The following is a 21,202-nucleotide window of genomic DNA, read 5'->3' on the forward strand; positions in this document are numbered from 1 at the left end:
TCTCCCTGCCGCTTCGCGGCTGTCCCTCCCCCAAAACCGACTGGGGGAGGGACGAGGGCTCGCTTCGCTCGCGGCTACTTCGTACCGCACCTGACTTCGGTGCGGCGGGGCGAGATTCTGCCACGCGCGACGATAGCTCCACCACGCCGAAGCCTGTAGTCCGCGAAGGCGGACTTCGTGTGGTTGTTGCAGCGAATTCATTCGCCCCCACCCAGCCCGGCCCCGCGGAGAGATCTCAATCCCCCAGCAGCACGTCGATCGTGCGCTGCATCGCGAAATTCCGCTCGTAGAACTCGCGGCCGTGCGCGGCGAGGTCGCGGCGGCGCGCGTCGTCGTCCAGCAGGTTCAGCGCCTCGGCGGCGAGCGCGCTGGCGTGGCCGGGGGGGACGAGCGGGATGCCGCTCTCGCGCCACTCGGGCTCGGTGAAGCGGCCCTGTGTCGTCACCGCGGCCACGCCGTTCGCCAGCGCGGCCATCATCGTGGTGCGGCGCGCGCTGACGCCGTCGGGATAGGGCTGCACCAGCACGTCGCACGCCTGCAGGTGCACCGACAGCCGCTCGCGCGGGAGACGGCCCGGCGCCACCAGTCGTCCCCGCAGCGCGGGATCGGCGCGCACCAGCCGCTCGGCGAACGCGGGGCCGCCATCCCCCAGCAGCAGCGCGGCGCTGGTGGACGGCGGGGCCAGGATCGCCAGCAGCGCGGGCTCCAGCAGCGGCGCGATCATCCCCCCGTACGTGCCGAAGTGGCCAACGATGTGCCGCCCGGCCACGTTCGCGCCCACCTGCGAGCGCAGCACGGCCACCGCCTCCGGATCGTCCACGCGCGGCACGGTGGAGGGGATGGGGAGCCAGCGCATCACCCCGAGCGCGCGCGGCGCCCAGGGCCGCAGCAGCCGCTCCCACGCGGGGGTGGAGACGTACGCCGCGCGGGCCGCGCGCAGCAGCAGCATCGCCATCCAGCGGTTCGCCAGCGCCAGGACGTTGCGCTGCGGGCGCCGCCAGCCGAACTGCACGTAAGGCTCGTGGAACATCACCCGCACGTCGTCGCCCCGCCGCGCGCGGCGCAGGACCCAGCGGCAGAAGGCGACGTTCATCCCCCGCCGCCCGAACGCCTGCGGCGCGTACTGCACCAGCAGCGTCCGCGGCGCTGGGAAGGCGTCCAGCTCCGCGTCCAGTCTCCTCAATCCCCCGCCCGCAAACCCGGCGCGGTGCACCTCCACGCGCCCGTCTCGCGCGGCGTCCGCGGGCGCCCAGACGTGCGGCTCGCACCCCTCGGCCGCCAGCGCGTGCGCCAGCGCCTGCGTGTACTCGCCCACGCCGCCGCCCGCGGGCGGGTATTCGCCGGTGAGGAGATGCCAGACGCGCGGAGGTGTCATCCGCAGAGAATTCTCACGCGGAGCCCGCGGAGTCAACCGAAGACGCGGCGGAAACGTCTCCGCTCGCCCCGCCTGACGCCGCGGCGAGAACGTGCTCCAGCGCATCGACGTGCGCGTCGAGCGACATCCTCCGTGCCGTCGCCAGCGCGCGCGGACGCATCGCGGCCAGCTCGTCCGGGTGCGTCGCGGCCCGGGCGAGCGCGTCTCCCAGCGCCTCCGCGCGCGGTGGGTGGCCGGGGACGAGGCGGCCGTTGTCGCCGTCCTTCAGCCACTCGCCGATACCCCCGACGTCGAAGGCGATGGAGGGGACGCCCTGCGAGCCGGCTTCCAGCCCCACCAGCCCGAACGGCTCCGGCCACACGCTCGGCACCGCCAGCACCGACGCGGCGCGGAAGAGCCGCAGCCGCTCGTCCGCGTCCACCCAGCCGGGGAACGCGGCAGCGACGCCGAGCGCGCGCGCGAGCTGCTCCCACTCGCCGCGCTGCGGGCCGTCGCCGCTCATCGTCAGCGCGATAGGGCGGCCGATCTCCCGCGACGTGCGGGCGACGGCGCGGATCAGCGCGTCGCCACCCTTCAGCCGCGTCATCCGGCCGAGGAAGAGCACGCGGAACTCCGCCGGCGCGCCCGCGTCCTCGCCGATCTCGAGGGTGGAGAAGAGAGGGATGGCGTGCGCCTTCGTCTCCGCCACGCCGTTGCGGACGTACTCGCGGCGCATGTGGCCGCTGGCGGTGACGACGGCCGCATAGCGCGCGAAGAGCGACTTTTGCTCGTTGGCCCATCTCCATTGTTCGGAGATGTAGGGCAGGCTCAGGCGTCCGTTGCGCCGCGGCACGTACAGCGCCAGGCACGCGGGGCCGAACCGCCGCTCGCAGGGGGTGGGATGGGGGAAGAGGTGCGCCTTCTGGCCGCCGATGCAGGTGCCGAAGTAGCCGTGCATGAACTTGACGGCCGGCGCCATCGCCATCAGCGCGCGGTCGACGTCGAGCGGGCGCATGTTGTGGCTGAACGCCACGTCCGGCCGCCACGCGCGCGCGTCCGCCAGCGCGCCGTCCATCCCCCGCTCGGCGATGCAGAAGTGCGGCGCGCCCGACGGCGCCGGCGTTCCCTCGCCGCCGCGCAGGGCGTCGAGATGGAGGAGCGCGACGTCGTGGCCGCGCGCGGCGAGCGCCGGCATCACCGCGGCCAGGTACGTCTGCACGCCGCCCGCGTCGCCGATCCCGTCGTTCGCGAAGAGGATGCGCATCGCGACGTCAGCGCTCCCTCGGCGGCCACCAGCCGGCTCGGCGCCAGTCGTCGCACGGCGCATCGCGCTGCAGCTCGGCCGCGGAAACGCCGAGGCGCGCGGCCAGCGCGGCGTTGTACCGGGTGGCGTACGCGCCGGCCTGGCGCTGGAACCGCGCGTGGTTCGGCGTCATCAGCACATCGCCGGTGCCCTCGATCGGGTGGACGCCGAAGCGCGCGAGCACGCAGTCGTTCTCGACGATGGGAGCCTCCAGCGCGTACCCCATCACCCCCAGGAACGCCGAATCGCCCGCCGCGAGCGCGCGGGCGGCGGCCTCGGCGGGGGGCACGCGCATCGCCTTGCGCGGCCTGATCATCATCGCGTTCGCCTCGCGCTCCATCGCCGCAAACTCGACGGACCAGCCCACCGCGTCGAACGCGACCGGCCAGGCGACCACACCGTAGACCAGCAGCATCGCCGCCGCGACGATGCGCGGCACGAGGCCGAGCGTGCGCCACGGGATCGCCGCCGCCACGAGCGGGACGCTGACGAGAAGGAGGGTGGCGATGATGATCGCCCAGGTGACGGCGTCGCTCCACCACGGGCGCGACGCGCGCAGGAGCCAGTCCTCGAGCCAGCCGTGCGCGGGGCGGATGAGCATCCACGCCCCCAGCAGCGCGAACAGCCACGCACAGTGCAGCCATCCCGGCTCCCGGCGAGCGCCTTCGCGCGGCACGGTCGCGGCCGTCATCACCGCCCGCCCGGCGGCCATGGCTGGACGCGCCGCGTCACCTCGCATGCCCGCGCGTAGAGGTCCGCCACCTCGTGTGACACGCCGAGGCGCCTGGCCAGCTCGGCGTTGTAGCGCCTGGCGTAGTCGCGCGCGCGGAACTGGAAGCGCCGAAAGTTCGGCGTGAACATCACGCCGCCCGTGCCCTGGATGGCGCGCTCGCCGTAGCGCTGGAGCACGCAGCCGCTGTACACGCCCGGCGTGCTGATCGCCACTCCCACCACCGCCAGGAACGACGAGTCGCCCGCCGCCAGCGCGCGCATCACGGCCGTCTCCGGCGGCACCCGCATCGCCCGCACCGCGACGCGCATTCTTTCGTTCGCCATGCGCTCGTCCGCGGCAAAGCGCTTCAGCCACGCAAGGTGCCCGTGCAGGGCCGGCAGCGCCATCGCGGAGTAGACGCCGAGGATCGCCACGGCCGCGATCCGCGCATGCCGCCCCAGCGATCGCCATCCCACGGCGACGGCGGCGAGCGGCGCGAGGTAGGCAGCGGCCTGGCCGAGGGAGTCCGCCCACGTCCACGCGTCGGTCCACGCGCCGGCCCACCCGTCGTTCGCCCAGGCGTGGAGGCCGCTGCTCGCCGCGCGCAGGACCGGGCGGACGAACAGCCACGCGCCCAGCACGGCAAACACCCACGCGCCGCCGGGCGACCGCGCGCGCGGCTCGCGGGCGGCGGGGACGGACGCGCTCACCGCGCCGGCACCTCGTCGAACGGCAGCCACTCGGCGGCGTCGCCGCGCGCGGGGCAGGCGTCGTACGCGTCGAGCGCGCCGGGGGCGAGGTGGAGCGCCTCGGCCAGCGCGGCGTTGTAGCGCTCGGCGTAGGCGGATTCCGCGTCCCTCAGCCGCAGCATCGCGGGCGTCCCGGTCAGCTCGAATCCCACCGGCATCACCTGGACCCCCCACCGCGCCTTCACGCACCGGCTGCTCACGCCGGGGACGTGGTTGCCGAAGAGCCCACGGACGGCCAGGAAGCGGTAGTTGCCCGCGGCCACGGCGGCGCGCGCGGCGTCCGGCGGCGGCAACCGCATCGCCCGTCGCGCGAGCGGGCCCGTGCGCATGAACTCGACGGCCGAGATCGTCACGCCGCCCGCGTAGGCGAGCTCCGCCACCGACATCTGCGCGGCCGCGGCGACACCCAGGACCGTCGCGCAGACGAGCGCGATCCGCGCGCCGCGCGCCAGCACGCGCCATCCCGCCGCGGCCACGATCGGCAGCGCCAGCGGGGCGGCGACGCAGAGCCCGATGAATCCCCAGAACAACCCGTCCGATCCGGCGGGGAGGTTGTCCAGCCGCCCGCTGTTCCCCAGCCACCACGGCACCCACGGCAGCGCGGCCGCCGCCGCGAGCGCGGGAAAGACCCACGAGATCCGCGTCACCCGACCCACCGGCACTTCCACGATCGTGCTCATGGCAGCCTCACTTGGGAACCAGGCGCAGGCACTCGCCCTCGAGCGCCCAGGGATCGGACACCGGCCGCAGCGGCTCGGCGCGCAGCCCCTGCCGCTCGAGCTCCGCCCGCACGTCCGCCGGGGCGATCCCCATCTCGCGCCAGACGGTGGGGTGCATCTCCACGAAGAGTGCCAGCTCCCCGCCCGCCCGGGCGATGGTCTCGCGCGCGCCGCGGAGCACGTCGAGCTCGGCGCCCTCCACGTCGATCTTGAGGAACGACGGGGTGATCTCCTCGCGCGCGCAAAACTCGTCCACCGCAACGGTTTGCACCGTCTCGCCCCCGCCCTCTCCGCCCAGCCGGTTGCCGCCGGAGAGACCGTCGACCGCCAGCGTCGCCGTCCCCGTCGAAGCGGCGACGGCGGCGCGCACAGGGGTGACGACGGCGGCCAGGCCGTTCAGGCGAACGTGTTCGGACAGTCCTCTGAACGCCTCGGACGCGGGTTCGAACGCGTAGACGCGGCCGCGCGGACGCACCCACTGGCCGAGCAGCAGCGCGTACGCACCGACGTTCGCGCCCACGTCCAGCGCGACGGCGCCGGGCTTCGCCGCCGCGCGGAAAGCCTCGTACTCCGCGGGGTTCCAGGTGACGAAGCGGTACTCGGAAAGCAGCCGCACCGCCTCGCCGCGGGGGAGGCGCGCGGTGACGCTGCCGCCGGTGCGCAGGCGCACGGCCGCGCGGTAGGCCGAGCGCAGCCAGCGCCGCACCGCGCCGTCCGGGAGTGCGCGCCCCAGCCGCGCGCCGAGCCCCTCCAGCGCCGTCGGCCGGCGATACGCGTGGCTGTGCGCCACCTCGGGCCGCTCGTCGGTCATCGCCCCGCCGCCTCGTGGATCAACCGCGCCAGCCTTTCGCCGTAGGTGGTGATGGAGCCCGCCGCCTCGATCCGCCGCCGCGCCGCGATCCCCATCTCCCCACGCGTTTCGGGGGATGAGACGAGCCGCGCGAGCGCATCCTTCAGCGCGCCGATGTCCCCCGGCGGCACCAGGATGCCGGTCTCGCCGTCGGCGACGATCTCGGGGATGGCGTTGATGGCGGTGCCGATGGACGGCAGCCCCGCCGCGGCCGCTTCCTGGTACACCATCCCGAACGCCTCGCCGCGCGTGGGCATGGCGAAGACGTCCGCCTGGCGCCAGAGCGCGAACCATTCCGGCGTGTACGCGCGCACCCCGCGGCGCACCTCGACGCCGGGCGGGAGCGCGCCCTCGCCGATCTCCGCCTCGGTGACGACGATGAGCCGCGCGCGAGAGGCGAAATCGCCCGCGCGCCAGGCCGCCAGCAGCTCCGCCCCGCCCTTCCGCGCGAAGTCCCCACCCACGAAGAGGACGGAGACGGGCCGCGATTTCTGACGCGCGCGCCGCTCCTCCGCCCACCCCGCGCCGAAGCCGTCGAGGGGGACGGGATACGGCATCACCCGCACCTTCGCCGCCGCGTCGGGGAGATCCGAGATCAGGTCGTCCGCGGCCCAGCGCGAGGTGGCGACGATGGCCGCGGCGGCGCGGAAGACGCGGCGGTCGCGCGCGGCGCCGGGCGCGTAGTCACGCCGCGCCAGCCCCGGCGGCGCCTCGAGGCTGGCCAGCCGCTGGGTGATGTCGATGGAGACGATGGACGGCGTGCGGCGCATCCGCCCGAGGCTCGCCCACGCGGCAGCCTGGGTGTGGAAGTGGACGACGTCGAACGCGCGCCCCGCCCGCTCCAGCGCGGCGATGCGGCGCGCCGCGCGCACCCCCGCGTCCATCTCGTGGCGATACCGCGCCATCGTCAGAGCCCCCGCCACGCCGCCCGGCCGCGGCCCCAGCGTCCGCAGCCGCCGCGCGATCCGCTCGCCCGTGGTCAGGCCGGCGGAAAGGTCCAGGTGCTCGGCCGCGATCGACGGATCGACCGCGATGGCCTGGCGGATCAGCCGCGCGACGGAGCGGTGGCCGAGGATCCCGGTGTTGACGAACAGCACGCGCAGCGGCGTGCCCATCACCGCGCGACCAGGCGGAGGACGGCGTTGGGCGAGCCCAGGATGGCGCGCGCGCTGAGCGGGCGGCGGCCGGGCGTCTCGAAGCGGTAGCCGAACCCCTGCAGCATCTCCACGATCTCGCGCGCGGGGGTGCCGCGGCGCTCCAGCAGGTCCAGGTGCAGCTCCAGCAGCAGCATCGGCTTGCGGTGCGTGAGCAGCTCGCGCGCGCCGCGCAGCACCTCCAGCTCGTGCCCCTCGACGTCGATCTTCACCACGTGGGGGAGCACGTTCAGCCGCGCCACCTCCGCGTCCAGCGTCACCATCTCCACCGGAAAGGTCTCCGCGCCCGCGGCGGGGGAGAAGTCGATCAGCCCCATCTCGTCCGCCGCCCCGCGCAGCTCCGCCGCGGCCGCGCCGGCGGCGATGGGGCGCACCGTCATCCGCCCGGCGATGCCGTTCATCTCCGCCAGCCGCCGCGCGTCGCGCACCTGCACCGGCGAGGGCTCGAGCGCCACGGCGCGGTTGCGCTCGCCGGCCAGGCAGAAGATGGCGGAGATGAGCCCACGTGCCGCGCCCACGTCCAGCAGCACGCCGCCGGTGCGCCCCTCGCGGACGACGGCGGCCAGCTCCTCGACCGAGTCGGCGTTGTCGACGATGTGGTAGCGGAGATCGTCGTACGCCGCGCGCGGCACCCGCAGCGCCACGCCGCGGAACGACGCCTCCACCACGTCGTCGCCCACGCGCAGGATGGTACCGGGCGAGGGCGGCGCGGCGCGGTAGCCAAACAGGCGCGCGCGGAACGGCGCCTTGAGCGGCTCCGGCACCCAGCGCGCCAGGTTCCTCCGCATCCACCGCAGGTTCAGCATGAAGCCATCACCGATGAACGGACCAGGACGACGCTCGAGGTTCGAACAAAATATTGGTGCGCGACAATGCGAGATTTGATGCGCGACGATGCATCTGTGCACGACGACGCGTTTGTGCGCGACGATGGGTTTGTGCGCAACGATGCGTTTGTGCGCGATGATGCATTTGTGCGCGACAATGCGAGATTTGATGCGCGACAATGCGAGTAAACTCGCGGCTACAAACACACGCAGTCCGCCTTCGCGGACTTCATCGGCGCAAGGAGCACCATCGTCGCGGTCAGCGCGGCATTCGCGCGGCCGCAGGCGGGCCCCCTCCCCGGCCCCTCCCCCGCTGCGCAGGGGAGGGGAGAACTCAGCGCGGCTGAAAGTGCAGCACTCAGCACTTGGGACTTAGGACTTAGGACTTAGGACTTCCTCCGGCACCAATCTCAGCCTCGCCAGCCACGGCCGCACCCTCGCGGGAAGCGGCAGCCCCGCGTACAGCGGCCGCATCGCCCACAGGTACACCAGCGCGAGCACCGGCGCCAGCGCCAGCGGCAGCCAGACGTTCGCGCGCATCGCCAATCCGACGAGCGTGCCGAGGACCAGCAGCGCGCCGCCGCGGGTCGCCCACGGGCGCAGCGCGCGGCGCCAGAGCTCGCGCTGCGGCAGGCCGGTGGTGCGGCACACCATCCACACCCCGGCCGGGTACGCGACCGCCGCCGTGCTCACCACCGCGGCGAGCGCGATCCCCGCCAGCCCGAACAGGCGGCCGAGGAGGATCGCCGCGCACAGGTTCACCGCGCCCTGCAGCAGCGACGCCCAGCCCGCCTGCACGCGCGTCCCCAGCGTCGCGCTGGTCGTGAACAGCCCGTGCGCCAGGGAGTGGGAGAGCACCACCAGCGCCAGCATCAGGTTCAGCGCGAACCCGCCGAAGCGCTGCGGCCCCACCCAGAGCGTCACGAAGCTGGGGTTGAAGGCCGCGATCGCGCACGCCACCCCGCCGCTGGTGATCAGGATCATCCGCAGGAGGGAGACGACGACCTCGCGCACCCGCTCCGGCCGCCCCTCGCCCTTGAGCTGCGCCAGGCCGACCAGCCCCGAGTCGGGGAGCTGCCAGCTCATCTGCATCGCCACGGTGCCGAGCTTGAACGTCATCGCGTAGACCACCGCGGCGCCGGGGCCGAGCACGGAAAGGATGATGATGCTGTCGCTCGCCGCCACCATCCGCCATCCCAGCCCCGCCGTCCACGAGCCGAACCCCTGCGCCGTCATCGTCCGCATCGCCGCGAGCGAGGGGAGGCGCCAGCCGTGCAGCAGGTCGGGGGCGACGCGCCGCAGCCGCGCCAGGCTCGCGACGCCCGCCACCACGCCGGGGAGCGCCGTGGCCGCCGCGAGCGCATAGAGGCCGAATCCGCCCAGCAGCAGGCCCAGCGTCAGCGCCACGTTCAGCCCCACCTGCACCAGCGACAGCGCGCCGGAGAAGGTGACGTCCTGCAGCCCGATGATCCCCGCGTAGAAGGTGCGCAGCGGCATCCCCACCGCCATCGCCACGACGAGGAAGACGAGCGGGCCGGAGATGGCGGCGTGCTGCGCCGGGGTCACGTGCGCGACCGACGGCGCCAGGCGGAAGGCCACGAAGGCGAGGATGCCGAACGCCGCCGCCGCCGCCGCGGAGAAGAGGACGCCGCCGGCCAGCAGCCCGCGCATGGCCTCGCGGTCGCCGCGCCCGTCGTTCTCCGCCATCAGCCAGGGGATCACGCCCACCACGCCTAGATCGACCATCGACGAGTACGCCAGCAGCTCGCCGAACGCCAGCCACACGCCGTAGAGGTCGTTCGGCACGTGCGCCAGGACGAACGGGACGAGCACGATCCCGCTCACCAGCGCCAGCGCGAACTGCAGATAGCCGAAGACGGCGGTGATCCCCGCCCGGCGGGTGCGGCTCATCCGTTCCGCCTCAGGCCCACGGCATAGAGCGCCATCTGCTTCATCGCCGCCATCCACCCGGCGCGGGTCGCCCGCCGCCGCCACGCCGTCCGCGCGCGGGGATGCTCGCGGCGGATGGTCTCGCCCCAGCGCTCGAAGAAGATGCGCGCGTTCCGCAGCCCCAGCGCCATCCGCTTCTCCGACGGCGTGCGGGAGAGGGTGGAGCTCACCTTGTGCTCGTACGCGCCGCCGCGCTCGAACCCGTGCGTGGCGATCTTCCACCCCGCCGCGCGGATGCGGTAGCAGAGGTCCACCTCGTCCCACTCCGTCGGCCGGAACGCCTCGTCCAGCGCGCCGACCCTGTCGATGCACGCCTTGCGGACGACCCAGGGCCGCATCACCCCGTCCACCTCGTGGATGCGCACCCAGTTGAGCGGCGCGGGGCCGATGGTGCTCTGAACGCGCTTCCAGTCGATGGTGTCGTGCCACGTCTCCAGCGGCGCGGCCACGGGGGTGAAGGTGAGGCCGCGGCTCAGGCTCATCAGCCCGATCTCGGGGATGGACGCGAACGTCGCCAGCAGTTCGGGGACGAACCAGTCCGCCTGCAGGAACATGTCGTCGTGCCAGCTCATCACCAGCGGCGCGGAGGCCTCCTTCAGCCCGAGGTTCGTGCACATCAGCTCGTGCACGTCGGGGGTATTGGCCCAGCGCAGGTGCCGCTTCCCCCACGCCGTGGCGCAGAGCTCGTCGAGGTACGCGTCCGTGCCGTCCGTGCACCCGTCGGCGATCACGATCAGCTCCACCGGCGCGCCGTCCGCGTGGCGCCGCCACGACTCCAGGCAGCGCCGCAGCATCGGCAGGTTGTCGTGCGTGGGGATGACGACGGAAAGCTCGGGCGTGCTCAACGGGAATGGCTTGGAGGTGATGGAGATGGAATTCCGCCGTGATGTCATCCTGCGGACGGGATGCCCCGAAACCCGACCCGACGTCATCCTGAGGCCGGCCAGACTGCAATTGCCAGGTGCGCCAATGCATGCAGGCCGAAGGATCTATGGCATCGTCCGCACGACAGCCGGAGGTGATGTGCGGTGAGCTTCATCCCCGGGTTGAAACCCGGGGCTGGAACATCAAGAAGTCCGCCTTCGCGGACTCCCCCCAATATCTTCGCGATGAGCGGGCATCAGAGCGAAGCCTGTCGCGCGCACCGCCACATCGGCCACACCGAAGCCTGTAGTCCGCGAAGGCGGACTTCGTGTGGTTGTAGCCGCGATTTCAATCGCCCTGTCCCCCTCGGCTCCCCGGACCTACCCCGGCTTCCGCGCGTACGCCTGCAGGTGCAGCGAGAGGGGGGATTCCACGCCTCGCGGCAGCAATCGCCCCAGGTGCCACACCGCCAGCCGCACCGCGTTGCTCACCGCCCGCCGCGCACGCATCGGCCCCGGCGGCATCAGCTCCGGCGCGGCGATGGCAATGCGCACGTCGGCGAAGCCCGCGTTCTCCAGCGCCCGCCGCAGCGAGCGCACGCCGAAGTGGTTCACGTGCACCAGGTTGTCGGCCACGGTCGCGCGGTAGCCGCGGCTCAGGCGCGCGCGCAACTCCTCCTTGCGCAGCTGCACCCGCCCGTGCGGCACCTTCACCGCGATCCACCCGCCCGGCTCGAGCACCGTCCGCGCGGCCTCCAGCGCCACCACCGGCTGCGGGATGTGCTCCAGCACGTCGATCAGCGTCACCGCGCCGAAGCGGCGCCCCTCCTGCGCCAGCTCGCGCGCGTCCATCCGGTGCACCGGCAGCCCCGTCGCCTTCTGCGCGTACGCGGCGGTGGACGGGTTCAGCTCGACGCCCTCGGCCGCCCATCCGCGCTCCGCGGCGACGTGGATCAGCCGGCCGACGTGCGCGCCCAGGTCCAGCAGCGTGCGCTGGGGGACGAGGCGCTCCAGCCCCTCGATCACCTTGCGGAAGATCAGGTCCTTGTAGCCGGAGGTGAACTCCGTCTCCATCCACTCCGCCGACCAGCGCTGGTCGTACATCCGCCCGAAGTAGTCCGGGAGCGCGGGAAGCGCCTCGGGCTGCCCGAAGCCGCACGCCGCGCAGCGCACGATGCGCACGCCGGCGCCGGTGTAGCGGGCCAGCTCCGGGTCCTGCCGCGCGTACTCGGAGAGCTCGAAGACCGCGGTGTGGACGGGATGGAGATCGGTGCCGCCGCACACCCAGCAGGCGGCGACAGGGGCGAAGCCGGCGTGGGGGGATGGGGCCGTGGAGGGAGGGGAGTCCGGTTGCACGCCCAAAGCTACGCCGCCGCCTCGACGATGTCCACGATGCGGGCCGCCATATGATCCCACGTCCACGCCCGCAGCCGCGTGGACAGATCGAGCGCGGCGGCGCGGTGGTCCGCCATCCCCGCGCGCCAGGCGAGGAGGCGCTCCGCCAGCTCCCCCGCGTCGTCGGGATCGCCCGGCAGCAGCGCGTCCAGCGGCGCCGGGATGCGCTCCGCCACGCCCGCGCCGCGGCTCACGATGGCGGGGATGCCGGTGCACAGCGCCTCCTGCACGGCCAGCCCGTACGCCTCGTAGCGCGTCGGCGCGACCACGGCGTCCGCCGCCCACAGCACCTCGCGGACGTCCGTGCGGAAGCCCAGGAAGCGGATGCGATCGCCCAGCCGCGCCTCGGCCGCGCGCCGCTTCCACTCCTCCAGCTCGCCCCCCGCCCCGGCGACGAGCAGCGTCGCGTCCCACCCCGGCTCGGACGCGCGGAGGAAGGCGAAGGCGTCGAAGAGCGTGTCGAACCCCTTCCGGCGGTCCCCCAGCGCGCCGACGAAGGCCAGCGTGGGCGCGTCCTCGTCCACCCGCAGCGCCCGCCGCGCGGCGACGCGCTCCTCCGCCGACGGTGGCCGGAAGCGCTCGGCGTCGGCGCCGTAGTAGACGGTGTGCACGCGCTCGGGATCGGCCGACAGCAACTCGACGGCGTGGCGCGCGGTGAGGTCGGAGTTGGCGATCACCGCGCGCGCGCGGCGGGCGACGGCGCACTCGTCGCGCAGCGCCAGCCACCGCGCCGCGCGCTCGACCATGCGCCGCACCGGCCGCCCCACGATCTCCGGGCGGTACGCGGCGTGGACGTAGTGCAGCCAGGTGGCGGTGACGCGGCGGCGGTGGAAGTTGCCGCCGTTGGCCATCGTCACGATCCGGTGCGGGAACATCCCGGCCTGCAGCGACGCGGCCCAGTCGAGGAGGGGAAAGCCGAGGAGGTGCGACCCCAGCGGCCGCGGCACCCGGAGTACGGTCACCTCGCGCAGCGCCTGGAGATCGGGCGCGACGCGATGCGCGACGAGGTGCGTCTCGCGTCCGTGCCGGGCGAGGTACGAAGCGAGCGCGTGGTTGGCCGCGTCCATCCCCCCCGTCGTCACGAAATCCCCCGCCACCACGAGCCACGGCTTCATGGGCGGGGGATGATGGAGATGGGGTGATCGAATCGCGAATCGTGCAGCCCGAGCCCGCCTCCACCCGGGGTTGAAACCCCGGGCTGGAACATCGGGAAGTCCGCCTTCGCGGACTCCAACGCACGCATCGGCGCGACAGGCGACCGTCGCCGAGGACGAATCAGGAAACCCGGGCCGAAGCGGCGTTTCGCGGTGAGGTCTCCCCTCCCCCATCCCTCCCCCTTCGTGGGGGAGGGGCCGGGGGTGGGGGGGAGCCCCCGCGCCGATGCCGGCCTCACGACGCCGCCTGCGCGCGCAGCGCCGCACGGGCGCGCGCCTCGCGGCGGGCGTGGCGCGCGGCGGCGAAGAGCGCGGCGTTCAGCAGCCAGAACTCCATCCCCGGCTGCGACAGGAAGATGGGATACGAGAAGGTCAGCGCGAACGCGCCGATCCCGTACGCCAGCACGACGGTGGCCCAGAAGGGCAGGTCCGGCGACCCCTCCGGCGCCGGCGCGCGCGCCACCTTCCACATCGCCCAGAGCGCGGCCAGCAGCGCCGCGCAGTACAGCAGCGCCAAGGGCGCGCCGCCGTCCACGATCCATCCCGCCCACTGGATCTCCACCCAGACGTCCCGGGTGCTGGGCGCGCCCTGGCCGAAATAGGTCGCCATCATCCCCCAGTGCCCCAGCCCCATCCCGAAGGGCGACTCGGGGAGGGTCTTCGCGATCGCGTCGTAGAAGAAGTGGCCGCGCTCGTTGTAGTACACGGCGCCGGGACGGTTCGCCGTCAGCGTGGCCACGCGCTTGGCGACGGAGGGACCGGCCAGGGACATCGCCGCGGTGTAGCCGATCACCGCCACGGAGACGACCACCAGCGCCAGCGTCCCCACGCGCGCCACGTCGCGGCGCCAGACGAGGATCCCGCCGATCACCATCACCGCGATCCCCGTCATCACCAGCACCGCGCGCACCTGCGAGAGGTAGAGGCAGGTCATCCCCAGCACCATGCTGAGCGCGGAGAGCGCGAGCATCCCCACCCGCCGCCGGGTGAGGAAGAAGCCGGTGCCGAAGAGGATGGCGTACAGCCCCGAGATGGCCGCGCCGCCGGGGATGTCGGTCAGCCCCATCGGCCGGAAGGTGCGCACGCCGGTGTTGGTGGTGATCATCAGCGTTTCCACGTAGCCGCGGCGCGACGCGATGATCGACGACAGGTGCGGCTGCAGCTGGCCGGGGAAGTACACCTGCAGCACGCCCAGCGCGGCGCTGACGGTGTGGAACGCCCACAGGATCAGCGCCACGCGCCGGATCACCCGCAGGTCCACGTCCAGCCGCGGCACCCAGAACAGCGGCGCCATCACGGCGATGTAGAGCACCGCCTGGGCCGTCCCCGCCAGGTAGTTGGTGGTGTCGGGATGGAAGATCTGGACGGCCACCACGATCAGCGCCAGCCCGCCGGCGATGGCCGCGGGATGGCGCCCGCCCCTGCCGCGCAGGAGAACGAGCAGCGCCAGGCTGGCCCCGAAGGTGGCGATGCGCAGGACCAGGCGCGAGGTGCCGAAGTCGGGGAAGAGGAGGAGCACCGCGCACGCCAGCTCGAACACCACGAACGCCGGCACCCAGAAGTCGGGGCGGCGCGCGCGCGCGGCGATCCCCGGCGGGGCCGCCGCGGCGGGCGCGCCGAAGGCGGGGACGGGCCGGACGTGGCTCACAGCGGCTCCTCTCCCGGGGCGATCCAGAGCTGGTGCGGCCAGGCGTCGTCGGCGCCGGCGTCCAGCGGCTGCAGCAGCGAGCGCGCGTCCGCCGCGCGGTACGCCGCCCGCCGCGTGGCCGCGCGCGACGAGGCGACCGACCAGCCGCGGTACCCCGCGCCCTCCATCGTCCCGCGCACCCGCGCGGCGAGGCCGCGACCGCCGGGCGCGAGGGTGGGATGCAGCTCCACCAGCACGCGGCGGTAGCGGCCGCGCGCCAGCCCGGCCGCCATCCCCGCCAGCGCCATCTCCTCGGCTCCCTCGATGTCCATCTTCAGCAGCTCCACGCGCTCCACCTCCCACTCGTCCAGCAGCTCGTCGATCCGCCGCGTCCGCACCTCGAAGCGCGGGCCGGCCGTCTTCGCGACGATCGACGACACGCCCCAGTTCCCGGTCGCCAGGTCGCATCCGGCCAGCTCCGCCATCCCCTCGCGGTCCGACGCCGCTTCGGCGACCGCGGAGACCTGCCGCAGCCCGTTGGCCGCGGCGTTGCCGGCCAGGAGCGCGTGCAGCCGCGGGTCCGGCTCCATCGCGATCACCCGCCCGGAGCCGCCCACCAGGTGCGCGGCGAGCAGGGTGAAATATCCCCAGTTGGCGCCCACGTCCACGAAGGTGGCGCCGGGACGCAGCGTCGCGCGCAGGATGGCTGTCTCCTGCGGCCCGTAGGCGCCGGTGAAGAACACCTCGCGGGCGATCAGGTCGCGCAGGTCGCAGGCGTAGGCGTAGCCGCCGGCCGCGCGCGGGAGCCGCGCCTGGAACGCGCCGCCGCCGCGGGGGACGCGGTTCATCACCCGGTAGCGCCCGGCGGGAAGGCGCCGCACCGCCCAGGCCAGCACGCGCAGGTGCAGCGGGGCCCCGGCGCTCACCGCGGCTTGCGTCCGGCGAGAAGGACGTTGTCGGAGAAGCCGCGCGGCCACAGGCGCGACACCCAGCGCGGATAGTGCGCGCCGGTCAGCACCACGCGCCCGCTCCCGCTGTAGGCCGCCGACACCTCCTCCAGCCCGCACTCCGCCGCGATCCGCCGCAGGTCCACCTCCAGCAGCGCGGTGATGTGCGCGGGGTAGCTGGCGTCGCGGAAGGCGTTGTGCTCGCCGCGCGCCAGCAGCGTGGCCCGGCTCAGCAGCGACAGCTGGTTGGGGGTGGTGATGACGATCCATCCCCCCGGCCGCGCGATTCGGACGAGCGAGCGGACGAACGCGCGGGGATTCTCGAGGTGCTCGATCGTCTCCACCGCCGCGACCACGTCGCCCGAGCCCGCGGGGACGGGGATCTCGCCCGCGTCCAGGTCGGCGGCGGCGAACTCGCCCCCGGCGGGGAAGCCGTCGTAGCGCACCGCGTCCACGCCCACGTAGCGCTCGAAGCGGTCGCGGACGAAGGGCCACAGCTTGCCGCTCCCGCAGCCGACGTCGACCAGCGTCCCGCCGCCCGCGTGCCGCGCGGCGATCGCGTCCGCGACCATGCGGTAGATGGCCTCGCCGCTGGAGCCAAGGCTCTGGCGCGCGCGCTCCTCCACGCCCGGCTGCGTCATCGCGCAACCGTCGCCAGCAGGTCGTGCAGGCGCCGCATCTGCATCTCCGGATCGCACAGCTCGCGGGCGCGCGCGGGGCCGGCGGCGCCCAGTCTCCCGCGCAGCTCCGCGTCGCCGAGCAGCGTGCCGAGCGCCTCCGCCGTCGCCGCGGGATCGTCCGCGGCGACGAGCATCCCCGTCTCCGGCGTGACGATCTCCCGCGCGCCGCCGAGCGCCGCGGCGACCACGGGGAGCCGCGCATGCATTGCTTCCACGTACGTCATCCCGAAGGGCTCGGGTCCAAGATTCGGTTGACACAGGACGTCCGCCGCCGCCAGCAGCCGCGGCACGTCGGCGCGCTCGCCCAGCCAGCGCACGCGCCCCGCGATCCCCAGCCGCTCGGCCAGCGCGCGCATCTCGTCGCGGTGCTCGGTCTCATGGGGGCGCTGGGCGCCGCCGGCCAGCCAGCAGGTCCAGCGCGGGTCGTCGCGCAGCGCGCCGAGCGCTTCCAGGTGCACCCGGTGCCCCTTCCACGGCTCCATCCGGCTCGCCTGGATCACGACGACGGAATCCGCGTCCGTCTCCAACTCCTGACGCACGGCCTCGCGTTCGGCGGAGAGGTCGGGCGGGGCGGGGACGGACGGATAGACGACGGTGCCGCCGCCCGGCCCCGGAAAGATCTGCCCCAGCGTCTCGCGTACGGAGTAGCTGGTGCAGATGGACAGGTTCGGCCAGGTGCGCCGCGCCAGCCGCTCCGCCGCGCCGCCGGACGCCATGTCGTGCAGCCAGAAGGCGATGGGGATCCCCGCTCGTCGAGCTTCCGGCGCGAAGATGCCGTGCGCCCACGCGGAGTGGAAGACGGCCGTGTCGGGGCGATTCGCGGCGAGCAGCTTCGCCATCTCGCGCTGCGCGCCCCACACCGTCCACGGCCGGCTGATCCGCGCGCCGGGGAGGAGGGCGACCTCCGCGCCCGCCTCGCGCAGCTCGCGGGAGAGGCGCCCCTCGAACGCCAGCGCGAACCGCGGCTCCATCGCGGGGACGAGACCGCGCTGGCGCGCGAAGGTCGCCAGCATGGCCTCCACGCCGCCGTAGAGGTTGCCCGCGTAGACGTGCAGCACGCGCATCAGCCGGCCAGCGAGCGGTAGAGGGGGACGACCTGCCGCGCCAGCCGCGCGCGGTCGAAGTCGCGCTCCGCCCGCGCGCGCCCCGCCGCCCCCAGCCGCGCGCGGAGACCCGCGTCCACTACGAGCCGGCGGATCGCCTCCGCCATCGCGCGCGCGTCGCCGGGGGGGACGGCGAGCGCGTCCTGGCCGTCGCGCACGATCTCCGCCGCGCCGCCGGCCGCGGAGACCACGACCGCGCGCCCGCACGCCATCGCCTCGGCGATCACCAGCCCGAACGGCTCGGGCTGCGTGCTGGCGTGCACCACCACGTCCAGCGCGCGCATGGCCGCCGCGGGATCGTCCGCGAAGCCGGTGAAGCCGACGCGGTCCGCGATCCCCAGCGCCGACGCCATCTCCCGCAGCTCGTCCGGATCGACCTCGCTCCCCGCGGTGGCGTAGATGCGCCCGCCGACCACGTACGCGCGCACCGGAAGATCCTGCGGAAGATGCGATATCGCGCGGAGGAAGACGTCGTGCCCCTTCCACAGCCCCATCGTCGCCACGAGCCCGACGGAGACCGTCCCCGGCGGCGGCGCCGGCATCCCCGCCGGCGCGTGGAGATCGAGCCGCGGCCCGTCCGGCGTGAAGCGCGCGACGTCGACCGCGTTGTGCACGACCTCGACGCGCACGCCGTCGCCGCACACCCGCCGCACGTCGTCCGCCACCGAGCGCGAGACGGCGATCACGGCGTCCGGCCGGTCCGCCAGCCGCCGCAGCGCCGACGCCATCACCCTGCGCGAGGAAAGATAGTCGTGCGCGTGCCACGCCAGCGCGGGCCCGTCCGGCAGCGCGATGGCCGCCGCGACGTGCATCTTGAAGCCGTTGGTGTGCACCACGTCGGGCGCGATGCCGCGCAGGAGCGCGCGCAGGCGCCGCATCCACAGCATCCCCGCGGGCGCGGCGGCGGCGAGGCGCGCCAGCAGCGCCGCGCGCGAACCGCCGTTGCTGGCGCGCGCGTCGCCGAGCGTCTCCAGCAGCCGCGGCATCCGCAGGCGGTGGATGGCGACGCCGAGCGCCGCCGCCTCGTCCGCCAGCGGCCCGTCGCCCGCGACCACGAGGTGCAGCTCCCACCCCGGCTCGGCCGCGCGGATGCTGGCAACCAGGTCCAGCAGCGTCCGCTCCGCCCCCCCGATGCGCCCCGACGCGCTCAGGTACGCGACCCTCATCGCGATCCCCCCGCGCCGGAAGTCTGCCCCCGGAGGTTAGTGCTCCCCCCTTCTCCTGCAGTTCGGGAGAAGGGGGGCCGGGGGGGATGAGGGCCCGCGCGACACGCCGAAGCCCGTCCCGAGACAGCCCCCCTGTCCCCTGTCCCCTGTCCCCTGTCCCCTAAAGAAGGGCGGCGCGAAAGCGAGCTTCCGCGCCGAGCATCCGCCGCCGCCATCGGAGAGCCCGTCACCAGGCGGGCGACTCGCCGCCGACGTGGAGCGGGGCGCGCGCCTCGACCGGCCTGGTCAGCGGGCGCGGGCCGTCCTCCAGCCATGCGCGCACCGCGTCGGCCAGCACGTGCACCGTGCGCACGGCGTACGGCAGCGCGTGCGGGTCCGAACCGTCGCACCAGGCGCGCAGCACCCAGGGGTCGGCGCTCTCCCTCCCGCCGGCCACGGGGAAGTCGACCTTCAGCGCCCGCGCCGCCAGCCGCGCGGGGAGCGCGCGGCGGGCACCGTCGGCGTCGGAGCAGCGGCAGAAGACCAGGTCCAGCAGCCCCATCACCTCGGCGTTGTCGGTCAGGATCGCACGCAGGTGGTCGATCGTCTCCGCGTGGGGGATGACCTGCGCCACGTCGCGCGCGTGGATGCGGTCGCGGATGGAGCGCCGCAGCCGCGACGCGCCGAACGCGACGACGGCGCCCGCCTCCACGAACTCGTGGTAACCCAGCCGCTTGATCCCGAACAGCAGCAGCCCCGCCGACGCCGCGCCGCCGGCCACCGCGATCCACACCACCGCGCGCTGCGGGGCGAAGAAGAGCATCAGCCCGAACGTGGCCAACCCCGCCGCCATCAGGAACAGCAGCACCGCCGCGCGCGTGTGCGTCAGCCCGATGGCCACCAGCCGGTGATGGAGATGGTGCTCGTCGGCGCTGAAGATCGGGCGCCCGCGCAGCCAGCGGCGCACGATGGCCAGCGAGGTGTCGATCAGCGGAAGGGCGAGGACGAGCAGGGGGATGACGGTGAGCACCGCCGTGGCGCTCTTCGTCGCCCCGTGCACGGAGAGGACGGCGAGCATGAAGCCCACGAACATGCTCCCCGAGTCGCCCAGGAAGATGCGCGCGGGGCGCACGTTGAAGCGCAGGAAGCCCAGCAGCGCGCCGGCCAGCGCGGCGCAGACCAGCGCCGCCTCCCAGTTCCCCACCGCCAGCGACACCGCCAGCGTGGTGGAGAGGGCCACCAGGCCGATCCCCGTCGCCAGCCCGTCGAGCCCGTCGATCAGGTTGAAGGCGTTGGTGACGCCCACGATCCAGAGGAGGGTGACGGGAAGCGAGAGCGCGCCCAGGTCCAGCGTGCCGCCGAAGGTGAACTGCTCGATGCGGAAGCCGAAGGTCCACGCCATCAGCGCGGCGGCCACCTGCGCGGCCAGCTTGGTCTTCGGGGGAAGGTTGTAGAGGTCGTCGACCACCCCCGCCGCGAAGAGGAGCCATCCCGCCGCCAGCAGCCCGCCGAAGAAGAAGAGCGGGCGGTCGAGATGGAGATCCGACGCGAGCGGCACCGCCAGCGCCACCCCCACCGTCGTCGCCACGCAGATCGAGACGCCGCCCAGGCGGGGAACGGGCTTGTGCTCCACCCCCTCCTTCACGCGCGCATGGCCGAAGATGCCGCGCGCCAGCAGGAAGCGCAGCAGCAGCGGCGTCACGGCGAGCGCCGTGGCGGCGGAGGCCAGCAATGCGGTGAGGATGATGGCCACGGAGGAGCCGGGCTGCGGGGGGTGCGGACAGGCCGCGGAGAGCTACGTCTGTTTCCGGTACACGGGCCCGGCGCCGAGGTTCGCGCCGGGGAAGACTAAGTCGAGCAATGATGGGGAGTTCCGACCATAGGACGGGCATCAGATTAATGCCGCTGCCGCCTCCGGTCAAGAAGGGCATGGACAGACCCGCCTTGCGCCGGATCTTCCCCCTTCACGCGGCCGCTCATGCCGCGAAACATCTGGCTTTACGGCGATCCCGGGTGGGCGGAGATCGTCGCCGCGAGCGCCCCGGGGCAATCCCCGCCTACGGCACCACCACGGCGGCGCCGCGCCCGCGGCCATAGCGGATCCAGTCCAGCGCCTCGTTGGCCTCGGCGAGGGGAAAGGTGGTCACCTCCGTGCGCACGGGCACGCGCGGCGCCAGGCGCAGGAACTCGATCCCGTCGTCGCGGGTGAGGTTGGCCACGGAGCGGACGGTGCGCTCGCCCCAGAGGATCTCGTACGGAAACGCGGGGATGTCGCTCATGTGAATGCCGCCGCAGACGACGGTCCCGCCCTTGCCGACGGCGCGCAGCGCGGCGGGCACCAGCGCCCCGTCCGGCGCGAAGATGATCGCCGCGTCCAGCTCCTCCGGCGGCGCGTCGTCGGACCCGCCGGCCCACGCGGCGCCCAGCTCCCGCGCGAACGCCTGCCCCGCCTCGTCCCCGGGCCGGGTGAACGCGAAGACGCGGCGGCCCTCGTGCGCGGCCACCTGCGCCAGGATGTGCGCGGCGGCGCCGAAGCCGTAGATCCCCAGCCGCTCCGCGTCGCCGGCGATACGGTACGCGCGGAAGCCGATCAGCCCCGCGCACAGCAGCGGCGCCGCCTGCAGCGCGTCGTAGCCGGCGGGGCTCGGGACGCAGTCGCGCGCGTCGGCG

The 21,202-nt window shown here is 74.1% G+C and carries 20 protein-coding genes; 1 reads left to right on the top strand and 19 read right to left on the bottom strand.

The annotated features are described in order from the left end of the window. Positions 1-235: 235 nt before the first annotated feature. From VF092_12610 to VF092_12645, 8 genes are read right to left on the bottom strand one after another with little or no spacing between them, the layout of a single operon-like run. The gene (locus VF092_12610) at positions 236-1,375 is read right to left on the bottom strand and encodes a glycosyltransferase (protein ID HEX6748128.1); all 1,140 of its coding nucleotides are present in this window, start codon (positions 1,373-1,375) and stop codon (positions 236-238) included. Between the two features lie 13 nt (positions 1,376-1,388). Further along, complete coding sequence (locus tag VF092_12615; protein ID HEX6748129.1) at positions 1,389-2,618, bottom strand: glycosyltransferase family 4 protein; 1,230 nt, start codon at positions 2,616-2,618, stop codon at positions 1,389-1,391. 7 nt (positions 2,619-2,625) lie between these two features. Then, complete coding sequence (locus VF092_12620; GenBank protein HEX6748130.1) at positions 2,626-3,348, bottom strand: hypothetical protein; 723 nt, start codon at positions 3,346-3,348, stop codon at positions 2,626-2,628. Then, positions 3,348-4,079 carry a hypothetical protein gene (locus VF092_12625; GenBank protein ID HEX6748131.1) on the bottom strand — a complete coding sequence of 244 codons (732 nt, stop codon included), beginning with the start codon at positions 4,077-4,079 and terminating at the stop codon, positions 3,348-3,350. Before VF092_12625 ends, VF092_12620 begins: the two co-directional genes overlap by 1 nt. After that, positions 4,076-4,798, bottom strand: coding sequence for a hypothetical protein (locus tag VF092_12630; GenBank protein HEX6748132.1), 723 nt, complete (start codon positions 4,796-4,798; stop codon positions 4,076-4,078). The genes VF092_12625 and VF092_12630 overlap by 4 nt, the downstream gene beginning before the upstream one ends. A gap of 7 nt (positions 4,799-4,805) precedes the next feature. Further along, positions 4,806-5,648 carry an FkbM family methyltransferase gene (locus tag VF092_12635; GenBank protein ID HEX6748133.1) on the bottom strand — a complete coding sequence of 281 codons (843 nt, stop codon included), beginning with the start codon at positions 5,646-5,648 and terminating at the stop codon, positions 4,806-4,808. After that, positions 5,645-6,802 (bottom strand): glycosyltransferase family 4 protein, encoded by a 1,158-nt coding sequence (locus tag VF092_12640; protein ID HEX6748134.1) that lies wholly within the window; start codon positions 6,800-6,802, stop codon positions 5,645-5,647. Before VF092_12640 ends, VF092_12635 begins: the two co-directional genes overlap by 4 nt. Beyond that, positions 6,802-7,647, bottom strand: a complete 846-nt coding sequence (locus VF092_12645) for an FkbM family methyltransferase (protein ID HEX6748135.1) — start codon at positions 7,645-7,647, stop codon at positions 6,802-6,804. Before VF092_12645 ends, VF092_12640 begins: the two co-directional genes overlap by 1 nt. 78 nt (positions 7,648-7,725) lie before the next feature. Between VF092_12645 and VF092_12650 the strand changes: the two genes are divergently transcribed. After that, entirely contained in the window at positions 7,726-7,857 is a 132-nt protein-coding gene (locus tag VF092_12650) for a hypothetical protein (GenBank protein ID HEX6748136.1), read from the top strand. A 183-nt stretch (positions 7,858-8,040) separates the two neighbouring features. On the opposite strand, the gene VF092_12655 is transcribed toward VF092_12650, so the two are convergent. The 11 genes from VF092_12655 to VF092_12705 all read right to left on the bottom strand — a co-directional run. Continuing rightward, entirely contained in the window at positions 8,041-9,579 is a 1,539-nt protein-coding gene (locus VF092_12655) for a hypothetical protein (protein HEX6748137.1), read from the bottom strand. Next, the gene (locus VF092_12660; protein HEX6748138.1) at positions 9,576-10,463 is read right to left on the bottom strand and encodes a glycosyltransferase; all 888 of its coding nucleotides are present in this window, start codon (positions 10,461-10,463) and stop codon (positions 9,576-9,578) included. Before VF092_12660 ends, VF092_12655 begins: the two co-directional genes overlap by 4 nt. Before the next feature lie 399 nt (positions 10,464-10,862). Continuing rightward, on the bottom strand, positions 10,863-11,837 hold the full coding sequence (locus tag VF092_12665; GenBank protein HEX6748139.1) for a class I SAM-dependent methyltransferase: 975 nt from the start codon (positions 11,835-11,837) through the stop codon (positions 10,863-10,865). 8 nt (positions 11,838-11,845) lie between these two features. After that, positions 11,846-12,991, bottom strand: a complete 1,146-nt coding sequence (locus VF092_12670; GenBank protein HEX6748140.1) for a glycosyltransferase family 4 protein — start codon at positions 12,989-12,991, stop codon at positions 11,846-11,848. Between the two features lie 274 nt (positions 12,992-13,265). Beyond that, the gene (locus VF092_12675) at positions 13,266-14,678 is read right to left on the bottom strand and encodes a hypothetical protein (GenBank protein HEX6748141.1); all 1,413 of its coding nucleotides are present in this window, start codon (positions 14,676-14,678) and stop codon (positions 13,266-13,268) included. After that, positions 14,675-15,583, bottom strand: coding sequence for an FkbM family methyltransferase (locus tag VF092_12680; protein HEX6748142.1), 909 nt, complete (start codon positions 15,581-15,583; stop codon positions 14,675-14,677). Before VF092_12680 ends, VF092_12675 begins: the two co-directional genes overlap by 4 nt. Further along, complete coding sequence (locus VF092_12685; protein HEX6748143.1) at positions 15,580-16,245, bottom strand: class I SAM-dependent methyltransferase; 666 nt, start codon at positions 16,243-16,245, stop codon at positions 15,580-15,582. The genes VF092_12680 and VF092_12685 overlap by 4 nt, the downstream gene beginning before the upstream one ends. Next, positions 16,242-17,348 (bottom strand): glycosyltransferase family 4 protein, encoded by a 1,107-nt coding sequence (locus VF092_12690; GenBank protein HEX6748144.1) that lies wholly within the window; start codon positions 17,346-17,348, stop codon positions 16,242-16,244. The genes VF092_12685 and VF092_12690 overlap by 4 nt, the downstream gene beginning before the upstream one ends. Then, complete coding sequence (locus VF092_12695) at positions 17,348-18,553, bottom strand: glycosyltransferase family 4 protein (GenBank protein ID HEX6748145.1); 1,206 nt, start codon at positions 18,551-18,553, stop codon at positions 17,348-17,350. The genes VF092_12690 and VF092_12695 overlap by 1 nt, the downstream gene beginning before the upstream one ends. Positions 18,554-18,779: 226 nt before the next feature. Beyond that, positions 18,780-20,285, bottom strand: a complete 1,506-nt coding sequence (locus VF092_12700) for an MraY family glycosyltransferase (protein HEX6748146.1) — start codon at positions 20,283-20,285, stop codon at positions 18,780-18,782. A 304-nt stretch (positions 20,286-20,589) separates the two neighbouring features. Further along, positions 20,590-21,202, bottom strand: a 613-nt coding sequence (locus VF092_12705) for a hypothetical protein (GenBank protein ID HEX6748147.1), incomplete at its 5' end; no start/stop codon positions are given.

It is taken from the genome of Longimicrobium sp. (assembly GCA_036377595.1).
Taxonomy (GTDB): domain Bacteria; phylum Gemmatimonadota; class Gemmatimonadetes; order Longimicrobiales; family Longimicrobiaceae; genus Longimicrobium.